The sequence below is a fragment of the Rheinheimera mangrovi genome (genome assembly GCF_003990335.1).
Taxonomy (GTDB): Bacteria; Pseudomonadota; Gammaproteobacteria; order Enterobacterales; family Alteromonadaceae; genus Pararheinheimera; species Pararheinheimera mangrovi.
The window spans coordinates 4,406,972-4,429,043 of record NZ_CP034683.1; the positions used below are offsets into that span (position 1 = coordinate 4,406,972).

Sequence of the window (22,072 nt, forward strand, 5' to 3'; positions counted from 1 at the left end):
ATTACATGAAGGATTTTTGACACTATTGCCTGTCCGTATGAATGGCTGACAACTTAACACCTGGAGGCTCTGCTGTTAAGTCGCCAGCACAATTGTAACCGAACATCATTAATGATTTCTCAGCTGTAATTGCTGATTTTCCAGCCCTTGTAACTCAAATCAGGTTGCGGGCTGTTCCAGCAAATATTTGAGTTTATCCAGACCTTGTTGCAGATCTTTGCCTATCATCCCTTCCATATCCATCACCAGTAATAACAGGTTCATCGGATAAGGCATGTCGCCCTGAAATCCCCAGGTGACTTTAGTTTCGCTGGCAGTACTTTGTTCAGTCAGCAGATAAGCTGGCGATACTGAGGCAAAAGGTTTTAAAAAACGCAGTTCGTAATCAATACGTTCACCGGGTTTGATCGCTTTGATTTCCTGTTCGCCTGAACCTACATCATCTTTTTCGCTGTGCCATGCCGAGACAAAACCTACTGTGCCATCTTCACCCTGGTAGGTTTTTTTCACATTCGGATCCAAAGCCATCCAGACGCTGAAGTTATCCTGATTTTTTAACAGCACCAGATAACTAAACACCTGATCTTTGGGTTTATTGATGCTGACGCTGCGTTCCACCTGATAAGACGAAGGCAACACCAAAGCGGCCAGCAACAACACAGCCACTGCCAGTAAAAAACCAATCAGTATTATTTTTATAAGCTTCATCGGGACTCTCTTCTGGTTGAGGACTCTCTTCTGGTTGTAAACGCAAAAATCTGCGTTACATCCAGTGTAGCCCGAAAATTTTGATTTAGAAAAGAGTGACTTATGCAGGCTTTCTTGGCCTCAACTGAAACAGCTGCTTCAGATGGCTACACAACAAAGTGCAACGGCACACCGAACTTTGCCAACAGTTAGATCAGAAAAATGGTGAATTGCTGGCTCAGCAACGCCAGTTGATGCAAAACCTGTTGGGTATGGAAAGCAAAACCAGCTATCCGAATATGCCACTGGGATAAACCAGTCGGCTCACTTAGCTATTAGCGGCAAAGCCGGACCATAGCGGCCACTTTTTGCGGGTCTACTTTGCCCTGACTAAGCACAGCTGAATAACTGTGCACAGAACACAAATTATCCGCAGCTTTTAAGTTATCTACTATTTTAGCCAAATTGCCGAGGTTCACGCCTCCGCCCACCACCAGCTCGATGCGGCCTGCGGCCTGAGTTTTCAATTGCTGTAAGCGTTCAAGACCATGCATCACACCTAAATCGCTGCCCCATAAAGTACCTGCACTCAGCACTCTGTCGACCCCAACATCGATCAGTTGATCCAGCGCTTGCTGCTGCTTCGCAATGGCATCAAAAGCCCGGTGAAAAGTCACCTGCAAACCCAGCTTTTTAGCCTGGCTCACTAGCAGTTCCAGCGACGCTAAATCCAGACATCGCTGCGCATTTAATAGCCCGAGCACTACACCATTAGCCCCTGAGTCTGCGGCCTGACGAATGGCTTGCTGCATAGCCGCCAACTCAGATTTAGTCTGAATTTGATCGTCACTGCGAAACCTCACCATCACCAGTAAGCCGGGGACGGTTGCAAAGGCCTGACGCGCTTTTTGCATAGCCAGCACTGTTGGCGTCATGCCTTGTTGTTGCATATCAGCGCAGAGCTCAATACGGCTGGCACCGCCTTGTAAGGCGGCGGCTACATTAGCTTCCAGATAGTGTAAATCGTCAGCGTTAATACAGATTTCCAGCTGCGTCATGCAAAAAGTTCCGCCGCGTTTTGCCTGAAAGAACGCCACATCAGGCTTTGGCTCCAAGCAAGCTTTTGCCATCAATCAGCTTGCTGCCCGCTTTGTTTTGCACCGCATAATTAAAGCCAGGCTGAATGCCATAAGCGCCATACTGGCCTTGTTTATTTAAGGCCAGAAACCCAACCTGAAACTGAGCGTAATCTCCCAGTTTACGGGCGATGCGCAGCACTGCCTGTTTACAGGCTTCTTCCGGACTTGCGCCCTGACGCATCAGCTCAACCACCAGATGGCTGCCGACTGTTTTGATCATCAGCTCGCCCATGCCTGTGGCTGTGGCTGCGCCAATATCGTTATCCACATACAAACCAGCACCAATCAGCGGCGAATCCCCAACCCGGCCATGCATTTTGTAAGCAGCACCACTGGTGGTACAAGCTCCGCTTAAATTGCCGGCAGCGTCCATCGCCAGCATGCCGATGGTGTCGTGATTTTCGATATTAATTTGCTGGATTTTTTGATCCTTTAACCAGGCTTTCCAATCGGCTTCGGATTCTGCGGTCAGCAGGTTTTCTTCTTTAAAACCCTGCTGCAACGCAAACTGTTTTGCGCCTTCGCCCACCAGCATCACATGAGGTGTTTTTTCCATCACCAGGCGGGCGACCGAAATAGGGTGTTTAATATTCTGCAGAAAAGCCACTGAACCACAGTTCATATGCTCATCCATAATGCAGGCATCCAGCGTCACTATGCCGTCCCGATCCGGATAACCGCCATAACCTACAGTCCGCACTTTAGGGTCGGCTTCAGGCACCCGCACTCCAGTTTCCACCGCATCCAAAGCCCGTCCACCTTTGGCCAGAATTTGCCAGGCGGCTTCATTGGCAGCCAAACCATGTTCCCAGGTGGATACCACTATGGCTTCGGGTTGTTTTTTTGTTGCAGCAAAAGCAGTTGTCGTTTTCATCAGGCCTGTCGTCAGGCCCAATAAAGCAGATAATTTCAGAAAATCACGTCTTGAGCGCATTAGTTTTCCTTAGCAACACGCGGAGCCGCCTGATGCGACTGTCTGGCAAATAAAATGGCTCCCTGCTCTGGTGAAGATAAAGCAGGATTGATACATACAGATAATTGAGGATCCAGCCAGGGCTTAATACGTTCAGAGATGCTCCCTATCATCGAGACTCTGGACGCCTGAGTACTCAGAAGTTTGCGGATCACCTGATTGATAAAAGCAGCGCCATGCTGAATAAAAGACAGACAGACTTTGTCACCCAGATCCGCCAGCTCAAACACCAGTGGTGCAAGCTTTGCGTATTGTGTGGCAGAAGCATTCATGTATTGTTCTGCCAGTGCTGTGGCCGTTTTATCTTTTAGTAATACAGACGTTAGTCGGGTGGGTAAGCCAACACCATCGGCATCAAGTAATACAGCTTTAACAGCTTCAAGGCCAAACCATGCACCGCTGCAAGTTGCATTAATAGGAAAACCATAACCGCCAATTTGGGTGAGTTGCCCCTGATGGGCCGCTAAAGAGCTAAAACCTGTCCCCAGAATAATCACGGCCCCATCCAATCCCTGATGAGCTCCTGTTGCAGCAACATGCAAATCTGTGGTCAGGTATAAAGCTTTGAACGGATGTTGCCACTGCTGCATCACCTGCTGCATCTGCGGTAAGTGGAGACCAGCCAGGCCTGCTCCGACAATCAGTTGGTTTTTATCAGCAGGAGTCAAACCTGCCTGCACCAAGGCTTCATCTGTTGCAGTGAGAATAGACTGAATAGCTTGTTCTGTGCCGTAGACAGGATTGGCTGGTCCGCCGAGGCCCTCGCCAAGCAGAAGACCAGTATCGTCCTGTAACATAACACGGCAATGGCTGCCCCCACCGTCTATTCCAAGATACAAGGCTTTGTTTATCGTATCTTCGGCAGATACAACTCTATCCGTCATGTTGTGTGTCTTCCTTCTATGTTCAAGGCTGCAACGGCCCGCAGTTCACTGGCCGTTTTGTCAGACTTAACGATCCGACCTATCAGCTTAATCCAGACAATCTGCATCAGAGTATCATCCCCTTTACGCTTAGTGCTATTGATTCGATAGGTGGACAAGGCAAAACATGACCTCGTTCAAATAGTTCAGCGCACAGCACCGGCTTCTGACAACGATTCAGAGGATGTTGAGTTCTGAATGGTCTGCCGGGCTTTGCCTAACCCAAAACACCAACGCAACAGGCTAACACGGCGTATCAGTTCATAGCCCAGCCAGCATGCTGCAACAGTCAAAGCCAGCAACAATGGAAACTCTGCAACTGCGGGTATAGCCAAGGGTTTTAACCAGGCCGCAAACAGAATAATTAATGTTTGGTGCAAAATATACCAGGGCAATACGGCGTCATTGCAGTACCTTAACAGCTGGTTATTTGTTTTTGCCAGATAAGCTCCGGCATAACCTAAAATGGCCAGCAACCACACCCAATGATTAATCACCAGTACAGAACCAAACAGCATATTGTGCAGAGTTTCACTCTTTGTCGGGCCTGAGTAATAGTCAAAAACATCATTGCGCTCAGCAATAATAAGGCAGTAACAGCACAGTGCTATCACCAGCCACAATCTTCTGTTTGCTACCAATTGTTGCCACCACAAATCCTGTCTTGCCAGTAAAAACCCAGCGATAAAAACCAGAAAATATTTGGCATGGTTATACCAGTCATCCACTAAAGCATGAGTACTTGGGAAGTCAGCTTTTAGCATCCACCAGGCGCAAAACATCAAGCCAAACACCAATGCCAAAGCATAACGCCCCTTTAATTGCTGCACCCAGCGCGCTTGTGAAACTACATTCAGCAGCGGGTAAAACAACAGCACCAGCAGGCTGTAACACCATAAATACGGAATAAACCAGGCATGGTTCCAGGTCAGTAAACCTATAGGGCTATGATGGTCAGGCAATAAGTCGGTGACAGGATTGACATATTGCCACCAGAACTGCAAATAACCCGGCTGGATCAGTTGTTGGCTTAAGGCCTCGTAATAAACTTGCGGCACTACGACCACAAACATGGTGAACAGCAGCGGGATCAATAAACGTGTGGAACGTAGCCCTAACAGTTTCAATCGACTGATACGCGGCAAGACTAAACTCAGCGCCATACCTGCCAGTAAAAATAATAAAGACATACGCCATGGATTGGTCAAAATCATTAAATCCTGCAGGCCGGTGAAGGTCTGCTCACTTTTAATATGCCAGCCCCAATCGGCAACATAATACATACCAATGTGGTACAAAATCAGCAGTGCAAAAGCAATGCTGCGGAGCCAGTCCAGTTCATATCGACGGCCAGTGTCAGTTCGTGTCATTCTGCTAATCCTATTTTGTGCTGTAATGTTGGACTTGATTCTGTCTGCTGTGAACGCAAGCAAACAGTGCTGAATAGGTTGGTGGTGGAATTGAGGGATAAGAGGTGGCTGGTGGGGACGAACGCTGTGGCTAAAAACTGGTTTGAACAATTTGATCAACACAAGGTGTTGTATAGCTATCTGCTTTTTGCTTTGTATTTATTGCTCAACAACAGTATTAACGCCAGCTCAGTCTGGATGGAACACCACAGAGATCCATTTGCGACTTTGCAATGGTGGGAACCTTTACTCTGGGAATACAGCAGCGCTGTGGCCACTTTACTAATGACACCGTTTTTAGTCTGGTTTTTCCACAAAGTACCGCCGCGTTTTCATGCGATAGGCTGGCAGTTATCTCTGCATTTTAGCGCCAGCCTGGTCTTTAGTATCGGACATATAGGCCTGATGGTCGCTTTGCGTAAGCTGGTCTATAGCCTGCTGGGTCTGGGTTATGATTTTGGCCCTTTAGCCCGTGAGTTCTTCTATGAATACCGCAAAGATGTCTGGGGTTATTTGTTTATCTTCGGCCTGTTTCAGCTAGGGCTTTTTGTATATCGCCGCTTAAAAGGCGACGCTATGCTGATTGGTGCTGAGCAAACCGAAGATAACACTGCGACTAGCCCCAACAAGGCTTCGCCCGAACATTTTCTGGTACGTAAACTGGATAAAGAATTTCTGGTGAAAGTGGACGATATCGATTGGTTAGAATCCTCCGGTAACTATGTCAACTTACATAGCAAAGGGCGGATTTACCCGCTGCGAGCTACCCTCGCCAACATAGTGGAGCTGCTGCAACACAAAGGCTTCAGTCGTATTCACCGTAGTTTAGCTGTCAACCATCATGCCATTCATAGCATTAGTTACGAGCCCAGCGGTGATGGCGAAGTTCTACTAAAAAGCGGCGAGCGGCTGAATTTATCCAGACGTTTTAAAGACGAATTCAGGGGGCGTTTTCAGGCAGGTTAAGTCGAAAAAGAAGTAACAGGTGCTGCATACATCAAGGTGAAGGAATGAAACCTTTCTCAATCAGAGTCTGCCGGAGCAATTGCTCGTTGTAACCAACAATCCTGGTATCAGCGATAAAAATCACCGGCACCACCGCCAGATCAGATGCTTTTAATACTGCAAACTGAGCGGAGTCCTTCTGCTGACTGATGTCTTTATACTTCACCTTCAACTTATCCAAATCACTCTTTAATGCCTTGCAATAAGAACAATGTTCAGAGGTGTAGATCACTAATGGCATTTGTGCCGATACGCCAAAATGACTGAAGTCGCCTTTATCCACGATGTTTAAGTTATTGTTTCGGCTGAAATACGAACTGAAGTTATTGTTTCGGCTGAAATACGAATAAGCCGAAAAGACCAGCAACAAGAAACAAAGCAAGTAAGCTCCATAATCGCGAACCCAGGTACCAAACAAAAAACGCCTCATTGTTTTGGTGTACCTTCAAATTGCTCCAGTGCTTCCTCTGGGTGGAATGTAATAGTTCGCTCGCCTGGGCTTACCGTATTCACTGTTAATAACCTGATGTTTTTATCTTTGATTTTTTTTAATACAGCCCTATTAATTTTCTCCTGTATCACACAAGGCGGACAAAATTTATCCGCCTCTGAGACACTGATCAACACCAGCGTATAGTCTGAGCCTGCAAAGTCGTATTTACCTTTGGTTGCGTTATAAAGCCGGTGCGACTCCAGCTTGCCTAGCACCTGGTGCTCTGCATTGATATGGCTTGCAAGATCGCGTGTTACTTTATTAAATTTCAGTAAAAACTCACCTCGCTTATTCACCAAAAATATCTCGGGTATAAATGAAGGTTTACCAACCTCAGCATAATCCAGAGTAGGAACATCCAAAGTCACTTCATTGGCCTGAGCCAGCGCTGTGGCGGCAACTAATAACAACAAGGACAGCATCTGCTTTAAGAAAAAACGCCTCATTGTTTTTGTGTTCCTTCAAATTGCTCAAATGCTTCCTCTGGGTGGAAAGTAATAGTTCGCTCGCCTGAATAGACTTTATTCACTGTTAATAATCTGATGTTTTTATCTTTGATTTTTTTTAATACCGCTCGATTAATTTTGGCCTGTATGACACAAGGTGGGCAGTCGGTTTTTGCGTCTGCATCGCTAATGAACACCAGTGTATAGTCTGAGCCTGCAAAGTCGTATTTGTCTTTGGTTGCGTTATAAAGCCGGTGCGACTCCAGCTTGCCCAGCACCTGGTGCTCTGCATTGATATGGCTGGCAAGATCGCGTGTTACTTTATTAAATTTCAGTAAAAACTCACCTCGCTTATTAATCAGAAATATCTCTGGCACAATTGCGGGTTTGCCGACCTCATCATAATCATCTGAAGGAACGTTCAGAATGACGTCATCGGCCTGAGCCATCGCTGTGGTGACTAAACATAACAACAGGGGCAGCATCTGCTTTAAGAAAAAACGCCTCATTGTTTCAGACTACCTTCAGATTGCTCCAACGCTTCCGGGGAGAATGTAATAGTTCGCTCGCCTGAATAGACTTTATTCACTGTTAATAATCTGATGTTTTTATCTTTGATTTTTTTTAATACCGCTCGATTAATTTTGTCCTGTATGACACAAGGCGGGCAGTAGTTTTCTGCGTCTGAATCGCTGATGAACACCAGCGTATAGTCTGAGCCAGCAAAATCGTATTTGCCTTTGGTTGCATTATAAAGCCGGTGCGACTCCAGCTTGCCCAGCACCTGGTGCTCTGCATTGATATGGCTGGCAAGATCGCGTGTTACTTCATTAAATTTCAGCAAAAACTCACCACGTTTATTAACCAGGAATATCTCTGGTATAAATACCGGTACTCCCACTTGATTATAATCCAGCGATGGAACGTTCAAAGTGACTTCATTCGGCTGAGCCAACGCACCAGTCACAACAAATAACAAAGAAAATAAAATACGCATAATCCGAAGTCCTTATTGCAGATGATGCCAGCTGTGGTGCTTTATCTTGCTTACCGATACATGCAACACAACCAGAGTAAAAAACAAAAAAGCGAAGTTAAAGCCAATAAACAGCAGATCAAGATTGAAATTGCTGCTTGCTGCGTCCAATTGCACAAATAAGTACGGCAATGCCAGCGCGCAGCAAAACACCAGTGGCACATAAATCGCCGACAGAGTTACTAGTTCTTTAAGTATAAGTTGGCTGTGCCTGGCACCTAAGGTCAGGCGCAAAGCCAACTCTCTGGCTGATTTTTTTGTCAATAAGCTGACGGCATTCAGGCAAAACAACAGGCTGCTCACCAAGACCACTAGCGTTAACACCAAAGAGGTACTTAATAGCGCCAATTGCGGTGCTTGCTGCTGGCTAATCAACTCTGAGGCTGAAACCACCTGCGGGTTTTGCAGGGTCGTATCCAACCTGCTTAATTCCTGTTGTACCAGTTGCAGCAAAGGCTCAGGCGAGGCTGTACTTTTAAGCACTATATATTCCTCCCCGGTAATAGTAGGCATAGTGCGATATACAGTGGGGGTAACCGGGTCGTCCGGGTTTATGCGGTGAATGTCTTTAACCACACCAACCACCTGAATGGCGCGGCGCTCGCCATCAGTCATCGTCTGGGTTATTTGTGCCTGAGAAAGCGGCATATCTTTAAAGTGTTGCAGCCATAACGACTCTGAAATCACCACTTGCCAGTAGTTGTCCCAGTTCAGGTGCTGGCCCTGTAGCAGCTCTATACCCATAACCTCAAAATAGTTTGGCGAAATATGGTTGGTTAATACCTGGGCATTATTTCGCCCTGTCAGCGCTGCGCCTGTACTGGTGTAAAAATTGACATAAGCAGCTGACGGAAACAGCACTGGGCTTGAGGTGAGCGCTGCCTGCTCGATTTCAGCTGTAGCCGTTAAATTATTAACCAGTAACGCAGGCACCTTATTGACATAATAAGTGCCGCCAAACTTTGGAAAATCGAAGCTAACAATAAATAGCTGATCGGTGCTGTAGCCACGATCCAGTTGACTGTACTGCCACTGTTTCTGCAATAGCTGACTGGAGTAAGTTAGCGCGCCGCTGCTTAGCACAAAAAGTGCAGCCAGTAGCACAAAGGTTTGTACTTTCTCTGCTTTAGACACAGTAGCACCACGGCCCAGAGAATGCTGAGTCCATCTATGCTGTGCATACAAAATGAGGCTGATCACAATAGACACACCCACCAACAATTGCAGCAACAGGCTGAGTTTTGCCACTGATAACTCAAACTGAGTAGCAGGTATATCCGGCAGCATCAGGCTTAACAGCCAGGCTCCTGGCCAGAACAGTAACAAAGAAACCATCAGTACCAGGCCAACAGTGACCAACATTTCAAGGTGGCGCTGATAAGCCAATTGCGCAGCAGTGGCACCGAGCATTTGGCGCAGCGACATTTCATTCAGCCTTTTGTCGCTGGCACTGGCAATATGGCTGGTAAAAGCCAGCAGGCTAAATAACAGCAAACCAATAAATAGCTGACTCAGTAATTCCAGCCTGGCTTTAATAGTCTCAAATTGGCGGACCGACATGCCAAAAGCTGCTGAGGTACTAAAGCTTTCGTCATCAAATAACAGCGCTTCGTCTTTTAGTTCAGTTTCAAGCTGTGCCAGTTGCGGTAAAACTGGGCTGTTATGCAGCACATAGCTGAACACATCAGGGCTTAGCTGGTCGCCATCTGACAGCCCTAACTGCGCTAAAAAGCTAAAAGGCACCACCAGATCAGCATGTTGCTCCGAGCGAAAACTAACAAAATCAGCCGGCATTACAGCAGCTATCACCGCCAGTTTGCCGTTTAACGTCAGGGTTTGGCCTATCACATTTTTTTGCTGGAAATGCGCGGTCCAAAACTGGTGGCTAATGGCAAGCTGCAGTTGCATATCAGCCGTAGGAAATTCCATAGCCGTAAAGCTGCCAAGCGCAGGTTTTAAACCTAACTCACTGAAACCGCCGGAAATAAAAGCAGCAGCAACTTCATGCTCCTGCTCAGCGTCAGACCATTTCAGCCAGCGCATTTTTTCGTAAAGCACTGTCAGTTGTGCTCGTTGCTGGAATTCTTTTGCCAGATACGAAGCTAAAGGCGATGCATTATTACCCTGTTGATGCACAATTTGAGTCACAGTGCCTGAAGGCTTCAACGCAGCAAAACCAGGGCTCAGATAGGTTGCCTGAATAGTCCAGACTTGCAGTAGTAAGGCGATAGGTAAGGACACCAGGCATAAACTTAGCCAGGTGCCAGCACTGGTTTTATGGCGTAACCACCAGTTGTGCAGTAAATCTGCGATTAATTTCAACTCAGCCATCTCAGACAAATCGCCCATCAGATAAACGCAGCACTCGTTTGGCTTTGTTGGCAAAACTAACATCATGGGTGATCAAACAAATGGTTTTACCTGAGTCATTCAGTTGCTGCAAAATATCGAAAATAAGCTCTGCTGTAGCGCTGTCGAGGTTGCCGGAAGGCTCATCGGCCAAAATTAACGACGGGTTATTGATAATAGCCCGGGCAATAGCCACCCTTTGCTGCTGACCACCCGATAACTGCGAGGGTAAACGATCCTTAAACTGCAGCATGCCCACCTGTTCCAGTACCTGCTCCGCCTTTTCCCGGTACTGGGCTTTAGGTACATCCGAGTTGTAACTCAGAGGAACACAAACATTCTGATAAACACTTAAATGGTTTAGCAGGTTAAAGTTTTGAAAAATAAAGCCAATTTCCCGGTTTTTTAACAAAGCAACAGATTTTTCCGTCAGCTGCCTGACGTCATGCCCCAGCAAAAAGTAGTGCCCCTGACCTGGTGGGTTCACCAGTCCCAAAATAGATAACAAGGTGCTTTTGCCTGAACCCGAAGTACCAAGAATAGCCACATAGTCTTGTTGCTCTATCGTCAGGTTTAGCTGATCCAGCACTAACTGTTCAGTGCCATGATAAGAAAAACAAAGTTGTTGTAACCGTATAAGTTCTGAAGTTTGTGTCATAAGTGATATACGTCTTGTTCTGCCTGTTGTGCCGGAATAAGCACAACCTGCTCCCCGGCTGAAAGTGAAGGAGTCAGCTCCAGATGGCCTTTGGCACTCTGGTGGACTGTAATTTGGCTTTTAACCAGCTGCCCCTGCTGATACTGATACACCCACCATTTGTCAAAAAGCTCAAAATCATCTGGCGCCTGCACTGCCGCAACACTGGTGGTACGACTGGACTGGATCTGTGCTTCAACGGATTGGTCCAGGTTCAGGCTGTCGCTTTGCGCTGTTAAACGCAACCGCACCTGAATAGCGCCTTCCCGTACTATAGGGTCAATAAACTCAACCACACCTGGAAACTCGCCTGCCGGTGTTTTAATCACAGCCGTATCGCCAGCGGCCAGCGCTGTGGCTGAATACTGAGGAACCATCACTTCTGCATACAAAGGACTGCTTTTCACCAGCTCAAGCAATACCTGGCCCTGGCTGACAGATTGACCCACATGGGCGCTCAGGCTTTTAATCACTCCGGCAGCTGGGGCATAGATAGTCAGTGCAGCTAAACGTTCTGCCAGATAGTTGGCCCGCTCTTTTACCACATGAAGCTTGGTCGCCATCGCTGCGCTTTGCTCGGTAACAGACTGGCGAAACAGCTGGATTTGCTTGCGCAAATTTTCAGCTTCAAAACGGGCTTGTTCCGCCATCAGCCGATATTGTTCGTACTTCACAGCGGGTAACACACCACTATTTTTTAGCTGTTCATTGGCCGACAGTTCCAGTAGCTGGCGTTGGTATTCACTTTCAGCTTTGGCTGTTGCCATTTCCAGTTGCAATTGCTGAGTATTCAGCTCACTTTTTCGCAGGGCTGCGTCAGAACTGGCTTCAGCGACAGCCAGCTCAGCTTCTTTTTGTTCACGTAACAGCGCCAGATTTTTTAACACAAACAAAGGGGCACCAGCTTCTATAAATTGACCCTGTGATGCGGTGACACTTTCAATAAGGCTGCTTTCAGGCGCCGCAATAAGTTGCTGTTGTAAACTAACTATTTTGCCCGTGCCAAAAACAGCTTGTTGCCGCTGTTCACTCCAGACTGTGCCGGGTGACGCCAACCGCTGCCGAACAGCAGAACCCGGGCCTGACAGCAAGCCTATGCTGATCAACAGCAGACAAAGCAAAGCCCCAACCAGCACTGCTATCAAAGCACGCCGGCGAAAAGAAGGTTTAGATTTTAATAAGATATAACGATGCACCTGAAACGAACCTCTGTTTGTATGTGTGATTCGATACTAACGGCTAATTCATAACCGGAACATCTGGAAGCTCTGGAAGTGATGGATCATCACCACAGACTACAACTTTAATGCATTGACCAGGACCAAAACAATTAACAAGCTCAGTACACCAAGCATAAGCGGAAGCGCTAGCAATAAGCAGCGATAAGCAGCGATAAGCCTACAAATAACTTCTTTTTGTGGTTAAACATAAACGAATTTTTTAGTTTCATAAAATCTTCCTTTGATTATCATTTTTAAACCCATTTCAGGCACACATGTATACTTAATGTTTAATATTTGTGTGTCAAGAGTTTTTTTACCGAAATTAAAGACTCAACTAATGAAGCCACAACAACACCAGTTCACCTGAACATTTTCTGGTACGTAAACTGGATAAAGAATTTCTGGTGAAAGTGAAGGATATCGACTGGTTAGAATCGTCCGGTAACTATGTCAACTTACATAGCAAAGGGCGGATTTACCCGCTGCGAGCTACCCTCGCCAACATAGTGGAGCTGCTGCAACACAAAGGCTTCAGTCGTATTCACCGTAGTTTAGCTGTCAACCATCATGCCATTCACAGCATCAGTTACGACCCCAGCGGTGATGGCGAGATATTGTTAAACAGCGGCGAGCGACTGAATTTATCCCGGCGTTTTAAAGACGAATTCAGGGGGCGTTTTCAAGGCAAACTGCAATAACCTGTGGTTAAAACCAAAAGTCCAGGCAGCACTTCAGTCGTTCAGGTTCAGCAAAAGCTTTGTGCGTCACCTCGTACCTAAAGCTGATTCTTAGGTTATAACCTCAATTCCAACTTAGCCAAATCACTGTTTTTTATCACTTCTGCTCAGACTCTCTCTGCACCAGCTTAATGCAAAGCCGCCCAGAAAAGGTGCGAATTCTGTTTTCGCTATTCTGTTTTTTCGGAGACGGTTTGACGTCCAGACTCACACCACGCACTATCATTTTGGGCAGCTATGACGATAAATAACGGTATAAAAAGCGGTACGTTAGCCTAGAAGTGCAGGAAAAAAATAATAGCTGGCAAACAGCGCCACAGGGACAGCCGGGGGGAGACAACTGACTGCTGTTAGGTGGCAAGACAAAAACAAAAAGGGGAGAGTGCTGATGGCACGGACAACAAGTGCATTACACAAAAAGCCTGACAGGCCCATATTCAGAAGATCGCTGCTGGCGATGGCGATAGTGGGGATGTCAGTTTCTGCTCAGGCTCAGGAAGCCGATAAAACTAAAGAGCAGGAAGCAGTCAAAGAAGGTGTCGAAATCATAGAGGTAAAAGGCACCAGAGCGAATTTGCAAAGTGCTCAGAACATCAAACGTCTGGCAGACACAGTAGTAGATGGTATTTCTGCTGAAGATATTGGCGTATTGCCTGATCGCAGCGTACTGGAAGCCATCCAAAGGGTGCCAGGCGTATCGATAGAACGTTTTGCCGGTCCCGATGACCCGGACCATTTTAGTGTGGAAGGTAGCGGCGCTATTATCCGCGGTATGACACAAACCCGCAGCGAGTTTAATGGCCGGGATTCATTCACCGCTAACTCTGGTCGTGGCCTGTCGTTCCAGGACGTTTCGCCTGAGTTAATGGGTGGTGTGGATATCTATAAAAACCAGACTGCCGATATGATTGAAGGTGGTATAGGTGGCACAGTCAGTCTGAGAACCCGTAAACCTTTTGATGCCAGCGATCGTTTATTTGCTATCAGTGGTGACTATTCTTATGGTGATCTGGCGGAAAAAGGCAGTCCTACTTTATCCGCGCTTTTTAGCGACAGATATCAGCTCGACAACGGCAGCGAATTTGGCATTTTGCTGAACGCCGCCCACTCCCAACTTTATGGTGAGTCTCATGGTATCCAATCAGATGCCTACGTACAGACTTATGCCCGGACGCTGGCTGGTGCTGAAGATTTTGTCGGCGCAGATGGCAACGGCACTGTCTGGTTACCTAACGCTGCTAACTTACTGAAAAAGTTTGATGACCGCGAACGTACTGGTATGTCGACCGCCTTACAGTGGCAAAACAGCGATGACAGCTTCCTCGGTACTTTCCAGTATATTCGTTCTGACTCACGTCTGTCCTGGCATGAACAGGCGGTGAAATATCAGGGTGGTTATTACGGCATAGAGAATCGTCGTACCCGTCCGCTCGAAGGCACAGAGTTCGAATTCGACGATCAGGGTTTGTTTGAATCCGGCATTATTACCCAAGGCGTTGACGGCTGGCGCGCCGCAGATGGTAACGCAGACCGGGTGCCAAGAGCTTGGGGAGACAACGCCCGCAGCCAGTTTGGTTACATCACTCAGTTTGATAGCAGGGTCAAAGACACTGAAACTTTAGTTGAAGACTTTTCGCTGAATTTAAAATGGAAACCTAACGAGCGCTGGGAATTAAGCAGCGACTTCCAGGTAGTACAGGCTGAAACCAGCGACGATGATGTAGTGGTGCATACCGCCGCCTTTGCCGGTCAGGAATACAATGTCACTGGCGATACTCCAACCATGTCGTTAATAGACCCTTGGTTTGGTTATCGTGATGCGAACCCTGCTGCTTTTGCCAATGGTTACCCTGGCTTTAGCGGTGATCCGGCCGGAGACAGCAATTACTTCCAGGACCCAAGCTCCTATTTGCTGCGCAGTGCCATGGATCACTATGAACGTTCGGAAGGTGACTCTTTTGCCACCCGTCTGGATGCGACTTATCATCTGGAAGACAAAGGTATTATGACTTCCATTCAGGCTGGTGTTCGTTATGCCAAACGTGAACAAACCGTGCGGAATACCAGTTGGAACTGGGGCGCTTTAGCACCAGAGTTTAGCTCTGCTGCTCCTGCAGGCTGGCTGGACACGCTGGAAGGTTCAGCGACAGATTTTGAGTTAGTGGATTGGTCTGATTTCCATGGTGGTGGCATAGCCAATATACCTGGCAATCAAACCATACATGCCACCGAAGCTTATGTCCGTTCTATTATGGGCGCCAACCCTGCCAGACAAATCTTCCAGTCCGCTGGTGGTAGCTGGACTCCTTATCCACAACGTGCTGGTGTAGATTCTGAGTTTGGCATTTTTACCCCAGGTGAAGTCAACGACACCACAGAAACCAACAAAGCCGTTTATATGCGCCTGAACTTTGAAGGCGATGGTGAGCTGCGCTACAGCGGTAACATCGGCTTGCGTTATGTGGTACTAGACCGCGAAGCCAATGGTTTTGTTACTTTCCCTGATCTGATCCCTGATTTCCTGCCACCTACAGCACTGCAAAACAGACAGCTGACTCAACCTATGGTGCTGGATTACCTGAATCAGCAGATAGCAGCTGGCACTTATGCCGACCTCGAATCAGCACTGGAAGCGCCGGAAAATCGCTGGGCTGGCGATCCACTCAATTACCTGCCAGATAATGACAGGGCTTTTGGTAACGATGCTGAAGAGCGCCTGACCGCAGACACCAGGTTCACAATGCTGCTGCCTAGCTTTAACATTAAGGTGGAGCTGACGGATGAGCTGATTAGCCGTTTTGCTTTTTCTAAAGCAGTCGCTTTGCCTGATATGGGTGATGTGCAAAACAGAGTGAGCCTGGGTAATGAATCAGTACAGTCGGTACGACCAATACAGGTGATTGATCCGGATAATCCGCCTCCGCCACAGGACAATATGATCGAACGCGCCTATGTACCGTCCTGGACAGGTAGCGGTGGTAACCCTTATCTGAAGCCTATGGAGTCGGTGCAGTACGACATTTCACTGGAATGGTATTTCGCTGACGTAGGCCAATTGAGTGCCACTTTATTCCACAAAGACTTGAAAAACTACTTTGTGCAAGGTGCCTTCGCGCAGTCTACGACGAACCCGGTCAGCGGTGTCAGCCAAACCTCGTTGGTGAGCACCACAACCAATGGTGGCGATGGCAAAATGGATGGTCTGGAACTGTCTTACCAACAGTTTTATGACATGTTACCTGAGCCCTGGAACGGTTTAGGTATGCAAGCCAGCTTTACTTACATAGATGCCAGTGGTGTACCAAACGACGAGATAGATGTGGAAGATGAAAGCTGGATTGGCGATGACAGCACAGACACTGGTATACGTGTCAGTCTGGACAATGTGCCATTACAGGGTCAGTCTGATCGCACCTTTAACCTGGTCGGTATGTATGAAAAAGGTAAATGGAGTTCTCGCCTGGCTTATAACTGGCGTTCCAAGTATCTGTTAACGACCAGGGACGTGATCAGTAAAGCGCCTCTGTGGTATGACGACAGTGGCCAGTTAGACGGTTCTATCTTCTACAACATGACCGACAATTTCAGCATAGGTTTACAGGCAACCAACCTGACCAACGCGCAATCAGAAACCCTGATGCTGCTGAATAATGATGGACAGGAAGCAGGCCGTTCATGGTTTGTGGCTGACCGTCGTATCGCTTTAGTGATGCGTGGTAACTTCTAAAGTGTGTACTCTGTAACACTTTGAAGTTGTAGTATTCAAGCTGCATTTTGGTGGTAAACACCAAAGTGCAGCTTGTTATCCGGGGGCTCTACATCAGTCACTATGCAAACTAAACAACGAATTATTATTCTGGGTGGTGGCACTGCAGGTTGGATGACAGCCGCGGCTTTATCCAGATATTTACCCACACACCTCTACAGTATTCAGCTGATTGAATCGGCACAGATAGGGACTGTGGGCGTGGGCGAAGCCACTATTCCGCATATCCGCCAGTTTAATCAATGGATAGGTCTGGACGAGACAGACTTTATGCAGGCCACTGGAGCCAGCTACAAACTGGCGATCCGTTTTCGTGGCTGGGGTCAGGAAAACAGCGACTACTACCACCCTTTTGGTTTAAGTGGTGAAGATTTATATGGCCTGCCCTTTCATCAGCACTGGCTTTGGTTGCAGCAGCAAAATACCGCTTCTTTAAAAGACTATGGTCAGTACTCGTTGGCCATACTGATGGCACAACAAGGCAAATTCAGCCGTCCTGTTGCCGATCTCTCCAACCCACTTTCAGCCTTTAACTACGCCTATCATCTGGATGCCACTTTGTATGCCACTGTATTACGCCAGCATGCTATTGCTCATGGCGTTGAATGGCTGGACGGCAAAGTAACAGCTGTCAGGCAAAAACCCAACGGTGACATCACACAGTTGCAACTGGAAGATGGCCGCTTGATCGAGGGTGACCTCTTTATCGATTGCTCGGGCTTTAGCGCCTTGTTAATTGAAAAAACCCTGCAGACTGGTTTTGACAACTGGCAGCAATGGCTACCTTGCGATAAAGCTTTGGCCGTGCCAAGCGAAAAAGATCCTACTCCGCCTGCTTACACCAGCTCCAAAGCTATGGCTGCTGGTTGGCAATGGCGTATTCCACTGCAACACCGCACCGGCAATGGACTGGTGTATTGCAGCTCTTATTTAAGTGACAGTGCAGCTGAGCACGCCTTAATGGCTGGGCTGGAAGAACAGGCTTTAGCGCCATCCCGGGCTTTGCACTTTGTCACAGGCCGCCGTAAACAAAGCTGGGTGAACAATTGTGTCGCTATAGGACTGTCTTCCGGCTTTCTGGAACCCCTCGAATCAACCAGTTTATATCTGGTGCAAGTTGCCATAGAAAGCTTGCTGCAGTATTTCCCATCCCATCCGGTTGGGCATATAGAACGTGAGCTGTTTAACGAAAAAATGCAGCTCGAATACCTGCGGGTGCGTGACTTATTAATACTGCATTACAAACTCAATACAAGACCAGAGCCGTTCTGGCGTTATTGCGCTGAAATGGCCCTGCCTGACAGCCTGGCGCACCGACTGGAGATGTTTAAAGAAACAGGTCATCTGCTGGAGTACCGCCAGGGGCTGTTTCAACAAGCCAGCTGGCTGGCTGTTTTTCTGGGTCAGGGCCTGCAGCCAACACAACTGGATGCACGTCTCAATGCTTTAGACCCTATGCCATTAGAGGCCTGGTTTACGAAGTATCAGCAACAGTTACAGCACTTAGTGCAGGCGATGCCAGAGCATTTTCAGGTCTTACAGCACAACGAACTGGCAGGGGCAGCAGTGGCACCTGCGTTCAGTTTGTACGGGCACAGGGGGTAAAACGGATGCAACAACCTCTGGTGTTGATAGGCCATGGCCTTTGGCTACAGATGGCGACCGCCATAGTAGCAAAGCACTTACAACCTTTTGGCTTTCGCTGTGTCGCTGTGGAGTTACCAGCGCAAAGCAAAGAACCTGCTGCTGTGGCCTGTGGGCCTGAGCTGGCCACACTTTGTCAGATGCTGGGTTTACCACTGCAACTCTTGCTGGCCAAAGCCAAAGGTACCTTTTCTTTGGGCAGTCAGTATCAGCACAACAATGCCAGCTGCTTTGTGCCTTTTGCACATTATGGCCTGAATGCTGCTGCCGCTGAGTTTGATCAGGCCATACTGCAACTGCTGCAACAGGACCAAAGCGCCAACGCCGAGCAGTTTTGTATAGCGGCAGTCGCAGCCCAGCAAGGGAAATTTGCGCTGGCGCCGGCCAACAGAGCCGACCTGGCCGAGGCCTTAAGTTTTGGCCTGCATCTGAGCACAGCTGAATTCACTGCTTGTCTGAAGCACTTTAATCAGCAGCTTGGTGTCAGCTTGCTGTCCAGCCAAAAACTGCAATTGCAGTACGACGCGCAGGGGCTGATCCGCAGTCTGCGGCTGGAGCAAGGCGAAGATATCCCTGTAGGCTATTGCCTGGATTGCAGAGCTGAAGCTGAACAGTCAGGTCAGACTCTGCAGCTGTTCTCTGCACAAGACCAAGCAGAGCTGCTGCACCAACCTTTTAGCACTGTGATCCAAACCTCCTGGGGCTATGTAGTCAGGCTGCCCTTGCAGAAAGGCAGCTATTGGTCCAGCCAATACAGTGGTGCTGCGGCAGATATGGCGCAGATCCAACAAGAATTGCAACAAAAAACCGGACTGGCTGACTGGCAGCTTGACAGCAGGCAGCAGCAAACGGAAGCTCAGCCCTGGCAAGGCAATCATCTGCGTTTTGGCCAAGCGGCGGCCAGTGTGGACTGCCCTCTGTACAACGGCCTGAGCGCGCTGCAATATTTGGTGATACGTTGGCTGGATTTATTGCCCAATCAAAGCCATTGTCCTGCGACAGCCCTGATGTATAACCAGCATTGGCAGCAGTTTCAGGCTGAAGTACAGGACTTTTTACTGCTCCATCAGCAGCCCCTTGCGACCAAAACAGGCCAGGCTTTTGCCCGGTTAGGCCGGGTGCTCAGCACAGAAACTGATGCTATTAAAGCCGGTCAATGGTTTGGTTTGTTGCAAGGGCTTGGCCTGCGGCCTGAACTAGCAGGCCGGCTGTTGGCCAGCAGGACAGACTCAGAAATACAACAAGGATTAAGGCAGGTGCAGCAACAGATCGCCAGATTAGTTGCAACTATGCCTACTCAGGCTGATACCCTGAATCGCTGCCTGCAGCAGCTTTCACATTGAGGTTGTTATGATAGAAAAAATAAGAAAAATCATCGTATTAGGTGGAGGCTCTGCCGGCTGGATGACAGCTGCGGCTTTAGGGAAAGTATTAAAAAATCAGTACTGCCAAATTCAGGTCATTGAATCCGAACAGATAGGTACTGTAGGCGTAGGTGAAGCCACCATACCGCAAATCATGCTGTACAACGATTTGATTGGCCTGGACGAAAATGACTTTATGCGCCGCACTCAGGCGACCTTTAAACTGGGTATTCAGTTTGTGGACTGGCAAAAACCGGGCAGCAGCTATTTCCATGCTTTTGGTGATGTCGGCAAAAATATGGAAGGACTGCAGTTTTATCACTACTGGTTAAAAATGCGCTCTTTGGGTAAAGCGGCGCCGCTGGATGAATACACCCTTAGTTCGCTGGCCTGCCTTGAACATCGTTTTATGCGGTCCATGGATGCAGGTAACTCGCCGCTGTCGAATATCGCTTACGCCTTTCATTTTGACGCCGGGCTTTTTGCCAAGTATTTACGGGAACTCGCGGAACAATGGGGCGTGCAACGCACTGAAGGTGAAGTGGTTGAGGTCAAACAACTGGACAATGGGTTTATTCACTCTTTGCGTCTGGCCGATGGCACTGAACATGAAGCAGACTTTTTTATCGACTGCTCAGGCTTTCGTGGCCTGCTGATTGAGCAAACCTTAAAAACCGGCTACGAAGACTGGAGTCACTGGCTGCCCTGCGACAGAGCTATAGCCGTGCCCAGTGCCAGCACGTCTGAACCCTGGCCTTTTACCAGAGCCACAGCGCAGCCCGCTGGCTGGCAATGGCGCATTCCGTTGCAACACAGAGTCGGCAATGGCCATGTTTTTTGCAGCCGTTTTATGTCGGAAGACGAAGCAACCGCTATTTTGCTGAAAAATCTGGATGGGGAAGCTTTGGCAGACCCCAAACCTATCCGTTTTATCACAGGTAAACGCAAACAATTCTGGAATAAAAACTGTCTGGCTGTCGGGCTGGCGGGTGGTTTTATGGAACCGCTGGAGTCCACCAGTTTGCATCTGGTACAAGCCACTATTTCCAAGCTGTTTAGTTTTTTCCCTGATCGCAACTTTGCCCAAAGTGACATAGACGAATTCAACCGTCAGATGCATTTTGACTATGACAAGATCCGTGATTTTCTGATCCTGCATTACCATGCCACAGAGCGGAATGATTCGGAGTTCTGGAACTATTGCCGCACTATGTCAGTGCCGGAAGAGCTAAACCAGAAAATCCAACAATTTAAGGCCAGTGGCCGTATCTTCCGCTTTAACAATGAAATGTTCAGCGATCTGAGCTGGTTTGAAGTTATGTTGGGTCAGGGCATCACACCCAAAGCCTACCACCCTATGGTGGACCTGTTTCCTGAAGCTGAACTGGAAAAACGACTGGAAGGTATTCGCAGCGTGATCCGCAAATCTGTCGACTATATGCCGTCGCACCAAAGCTTTATCGACCAGCATTGCAAAGCCGGAAAAATCTACTGATGAAACCAGCTGTGATGCAATTTAGCCGGATAGGCCAGCAGCAACAGCCGCTGCTGGTGGTGGATGATTTTATTCCTCAGCCCGAGCAACTGATCCGCTACGCCCTGCAACAAGGGGACGTGCGGCAGGCGGCAGGCCTTTATCCGGGCTTGCGTTCTGCGGCGCCAGCGGCTTTTTCTGCGTTTCTGCTGCAACAGTTAGCCCAGCCCATTCGGGACTGTTTTGGCCTGACACCAGATCAGCTCCAGCAGGTTCAGAGCTACTTTTCTCTGGTTTGTACCCCGGCAGCCGAATTGTCGCTGCTGCAATCTATTCCGCATTTTGACCGGCCCTGCCCGGACCAACTGGCAGCCATTTATTATTTATGTGATGAACAGCATGGCGGCACCAGTTTTTACCGTCACCGCAGTACAGGCTACGAAGCCATTACCCCAGAGCGCCAAAACCATTATCAGCACGCACTGCACGCCGATGTTCAAAAGCATGGGCAGCCCAGCGGTTATATTTGCGGCGACACCCCCCTGTTTGAAGTGATAGCCACTGTGCCTGCCCGTTTTAACCGGCTGGTGTTGTACCGCTGTTCTTCGTTACACTCAGGCGATATAGGGCCTGACTACCAATACGACCTGAATCCCCTGTCAGGACGATTCACCATAGCGTCTTTTTTGTCTGCCACTTCAGGCTGA

At 48.2% G+C, this 22,072-nt stretch carries 20 protein-coding genes; 8 read left to right on the forward strand and 12 right to left on the reverse strand.

Going from position 1 to position 22,072, the window contains the following annotated elements; genetic code table 11:
- Window positions 1-159 precede the first annotated feature (159 nt).
- The gene (locus EK374_RS19715) at window positions 160-708 is read right to left on the reverse strand and encodes an SRPBCC family protein (protein WP_127026227.1); all 549 of its coding nucleotides are present in this window, start codon (window positions 706-708) and stop codon (window positions 160-162) included.
- Between the two features lie 158 nt (window positions 709-866).
- Here EK374_RS19715 and EK374_RS21030 point away from each other — a divergent pair, with 158 nt between their 5' ends.
- Window positions 867-1,001 carry a hypothetical protein gene (locus EK374_RS21030; protein ID WP_267898322.1) on the forward strand — a complete coding sequence of 45 codons (135 nt, stop codon included), beginning with the start codon at window positions 867-869 and terminating at the stop codon, window positions 999-1,001.
- A 21-nt stretch (window positions 1,002-1,022) separates the two neighbouring features.
- Here the strand turns inward: EK374_RS21030 and EK374_RS19720 are convergent, their stop codons facing one another.
- The 4 genes from EK374_RS19720 to EK374_RS19735 all read right to left on the reverse strand — a co-directional run bounded on the left by EK374_RS19720 (window position 1,023) and on the right by EK374_RS19735 (window position 5,092).
- The gene (locus EK374_RS19720) at window positions 1,023-1,745 is read right to left on the reverse strand and encodes a copper homeostasis protein CutC (protein WP_164731922.1); all 723 of its coding nucleotides are present in this window, start codon (window positions 1,743-1,745) and stop codon (window positions 1,023-1,025) included.
- 40 nt (window positions 1,746-1,785) lie between these two features.
- Entirely contained in the window at window positions 1,786-2,760 is a 975-nt protein-coding gene (locus EK374_RS19725) for a N(4)-(beta-N-acetylglucosaminyl)-L-asparaginase (RefSeq protein ID WP_127026229.1), read from the reverse strand.
- A complete protein-coding gene (locus tag EK374_RS19730) occupies window positions 2,760-3,683 on the reverse strand; it encodes a BadF/BadG/BcrA/BcrD ATPase family protein (RefSeq protein ID WP_127026230.1) in 924 nt (307 codons plus the stop codon). Before EK374_RS19730 ends, EK374_RS19725 begins: the two co-directional genes overlap by 1 nt.
- Window positions 3,684-3,868: 185 nt before the next feature.
- Window positions 3,869-5,092, reverse strand: a complete 1,224-nt coding sequence (locus tag EK374_RS19735; protein ID WP_127026231.1) for an acyltransferase family protein — start codon at window positions 5,090-5,092, stop codon at window positions 3,869-3,871.
- Window positions 5,093-5,218: 126 nt separating this feature from the next.
- Here EK374_RS19735 and EK374_RS19740 point away from each other — a divergent pair, with 126 nt between their 5' ends.
- Entirely contained in the window at window positions 5,219-6,097 is an 879-nt protein-coding gene (locus tag EK374_RS19740) for a LytR/AlgR family response regulator transcription factor (RefSeq protein ID WP_233280290.1), read from the forward strand.
- Between the two features lie 31 nt (window positions 6,098-6,128).
- Here EK374_RS19740 and EK374_RS19745 read toward each other — a convergent pair whose 3' ends face one another.
- The 7 genes from EK374_RS19745 to EK374_RS19775 are packed head-to-tail and all read right to left on the reverse strand — an operon-like array spanning window position 6,129 to window position 12,353.
- Window positions 6,129-6,566: a glutaredoxin family protein gene (locus EK374_RS19745; RefSeq protein ID WP_127026233.1), complete on the reverse strand. Its 438-nt coding sequence runs from the start codon at window positions 6,564-6,566 to the stop codon at window positions 6,129-6,131.
- Window positions 6,563-7,075 (reverse strand): hypothetical protein, encoded by a 513-nt coding sequence (locus EK374_RS19750; RefSeq protein ID WP_127026234.1) that lies wholly within the window; start codon window positions 7,073-7,075, stop codon window positions 6,563-6,565. Before EK374_RS19750 ends, EK374_RS19745 begins: the two co-directional genes overlap by 4 nt.
- Window positions 7,072-7,584: a hypothetical protein gene (locus EK374_RS19755; RefSeq protein WP_127026235.1), complete on the reverse strand. Its 513-nt coding sequence runs from the start codon at window positions 7,582-7,584 to the stop codon at window positions 7,072-7,074. Before EK374_RS19755 ends, EK374_RS19750 begins: the two co-directional genes overlap by 4 nt.
- The gene (locus tag EK374_RS19760; protein WP_127026236.1) at window positions 7,581-8,072 is read right to left on the reverse strand and encodes a hypothetical protein; all 492 of its coding nucleotides are present in this window, start codon (window positions 8,070-8,072) and stop codon (window positions 7,581-7,583) included. Before EK374_RS19760 ends, EK374_RS19755 begins: the two co-directional genes overlap by 4 nt.
- Window positions 8,073-8,084: 12 nt before the next feature.
- Entirely contained in the window at window positions 8,085-10,508 is a 2,424-nt protein-coding gene (locus EK374_RS19765) for an ABC transporter permease (RefSeq protein WP_127026237.1), read from the reverse strand.
- Entirely contained in the window at window positions 10,444-11,118 is a 675-nt protein-coding gene (locus tag EK374_RS19770) for an ABC transporter ATP-binding protein (protein WP_127026238.1), read from the reverse strand. The genes EK374_RS19765 and EK374_RS19770 overlap by 65 nt, the downstream gene beginning before the upstream one ends.
- Window positions 11,115-12,353, reverse strand: a complete 1,239-nt coding sequence (locus tag EK374_RS19775; RefSeq protein ID WP_164731923.1) for an efflux RND transporter periplasmic adaptor subunit — start codon at window positions 12,351-12,353, stop codon at window positions 11,115-11,117. Before EK374_RS19775 ends, EK374_RS19770 begins: the two co-directional genes overlap by 4 nt.
- Window positions 12,354-12,784: 431 nt before the next feature.
- Between EK374_RS19775 and EK374_RS19780 the strand changes: the two genes are divergently transcribed.
- The 6 genes from EK374_RS19780 to EK374_RS19805 all read left to right on the forward strand — a co-directional run bounded on the left by EK374_RS19780 (window position 12,785) and on the right by EK374_RS19805 (window position 22,072).
- Entirely contained in the window at window positions 12,785-13,078 is a 294-nt protein-coding gene (locus EK374_RS19780) for a LytR/AlgR family response regulator transcription factor (RefSeq protein WP_233280291.1), read from the forward strand.
- Window positions 13,079-13,505: 427 nt separating this feature from the next.
- Entirely contained in the window at window positions 13,506-16,844 is a 3,339-nt protein-coding gene (locus EK374_RS19785; protein ID WP_206099249.1) for a TonB-dependent receptor, read from the forward strand.
- A gap of 102 nt (window positions 16,845-16,946) precedes the next feature.
- The gene (locus EK374_RS19790) at window positions 16,947-18,488 is read left to right on the forward strand and encodes a tryptophan halogenase family protein (protein ID WP_127026240.1); all 1,542 of its coding nucleotides are present in this window, start codon (window positions 16,947-16,949) and stop codon (window positions 18,486-18,488) included.
- Between the two features lie 5 nt (window positions 18,489-18,493).
- Window positions 18,494-19,870 (forward strand): tryptophan 7-halogenase, encoded by a 1,377-nt coding sequence (locus tag EK374_RS19795; protein WP_127026241.1) that lies wholly within the window; start codon window positions 18,494-18,496, stop codon window positions 19,868-19,870.
- 7 nt (window positions 19,871-19,877) lie between these two features.
- On the forward strand, window positions 19,878-21,386 hold the full coding sequence (locus tag EK374_RS19800) for a tryptophan halogenase family protein (protein WP_127026242.1): 1,509 nt from the start codon (window positions 19,878-19,880) through the stop codon (window positions 21,384-21,386).
- Entirely contained in the window at window positions 21,386-22,072 is a 687-nt protein-coding gene (locus EK374_RS19805; protein ID WP_127026243.1) for a DUF6445 family protein, read from the forward strand. Before EK374_RS19800 ends, EK374_RS19805 begins: the two co-directional genes overlap by 1 nt.

Bases quoted from the DNA above. Each gene is read 5' to 3' on its own strand.
- EK374_RS19715 (WP_127026227.1), bottom strand. From the start codon at position 708: ATGAAGCTTATAAAAATAATACTGATTGGTTTTTTACTGGCAGTGGCT.
- EK374_RS19720 (WP_164731922.1), bottom strand. From the start codon at position 1,745: ATGACGCAGCTGGAAATCTGTATTAACGCTGACGATTTACACTATCTG.
- EK374_RS19725 (WP_127026229.1), bottom strand. From the start codon at position 2,760: ATGCGCTCAAGACGTGATTTTCTGAAATTATCTGCTTTATTGGGCCTG.
- EK374_RS19730 (WP_127026230.1), bottom strand. From the start codon at position 3,683: ATGACGGATAGAGTTGTATCTGCCGAAGATACGATAAACAAAGCCTTG.
- EK374_RS19735 (WP_127026231.1), bottom strand. From the start codon at position 5,092: ATGACACGAACTGACACTGGCCGTCGATATGAACTGGACTGGCTCCGC.
- EK374_RS19745 (WP_127026233.1), bottom strand. From the start codon at position 6,566: ATGAGGCGTTTTTTGTTTGGTACCTGGGTTCGCGATTATGGAGCTTAC.
- EK374_RS19750 (WP_127026234.1), bottom strand. From the start codon at position 7,075: ATGAGGCGTTTTTTCTTAAAGCAGATGCTGTCCTTGTTGTTATTAGTT.
- EK374_RS19755 (WP_127026235.1), bottom strand. From the start codon at position 7,584: ATGAGGCGTTTTTTCTTAAAGCAGATGCTGCCCCTGTTGTTATGTTTA.
- EK374_RS19760 (WP_127026236.1), bottom strand. From the start codon at position 8,072: ATGCGTATTTTATTTTCTTTGTTATTTGTTGTGACTGGTGCGTTGGCT.
- EK374_RS19765 (WP_127026237.1), bottom strand. From the start codon at position 10,508: ATGATGTTAGTTTTGCCAACAAAGCCAAACGAGTGCTGCGTTTATCTG.
- EK374_RS19770 (WP_127026238.1), bottom strand. From the start codon at position 11,118: ATGACACAAACTTCAGAACTTATACGGTTACAACAACTTTGTTTTTCT.
- EK374_RS19785 (WP_206099249.1), top strand. From the start codon at position 13,506: ATGGCACGGACAACAAGTGCATTACACAAAAAGCCTGACAGGCCCATA.
- EK374_RS19790 (WP_127026240.1), top strand. From the start codon at position 16,947: ATGCAAACTAAACAACGAATTATTATTCTGGGTGGTGGCACTGCAGGT.
- EK374_RS19795 (WP_127026241.1), top strand. From the start codon at position 18,494: ATGCAACAACCTCTGGTGTTGATAGGCCATGGCCTTTGGCTACAGATG.
- EK374_RS19800 (WP_127026242.1), top strand. From the start codon at position 19,878: ATGATAGAAAAAATAAGAAAAATCATCGTATTAGGTGGAGGCTCTGCC.
- EK374_RS19805 (WP_127026243.1), top strand. From the start codon at position 21,386: ATGAAACCAGCTGTGATGCAATTTAGCCGGATAGGCCAGCAGCAACAG.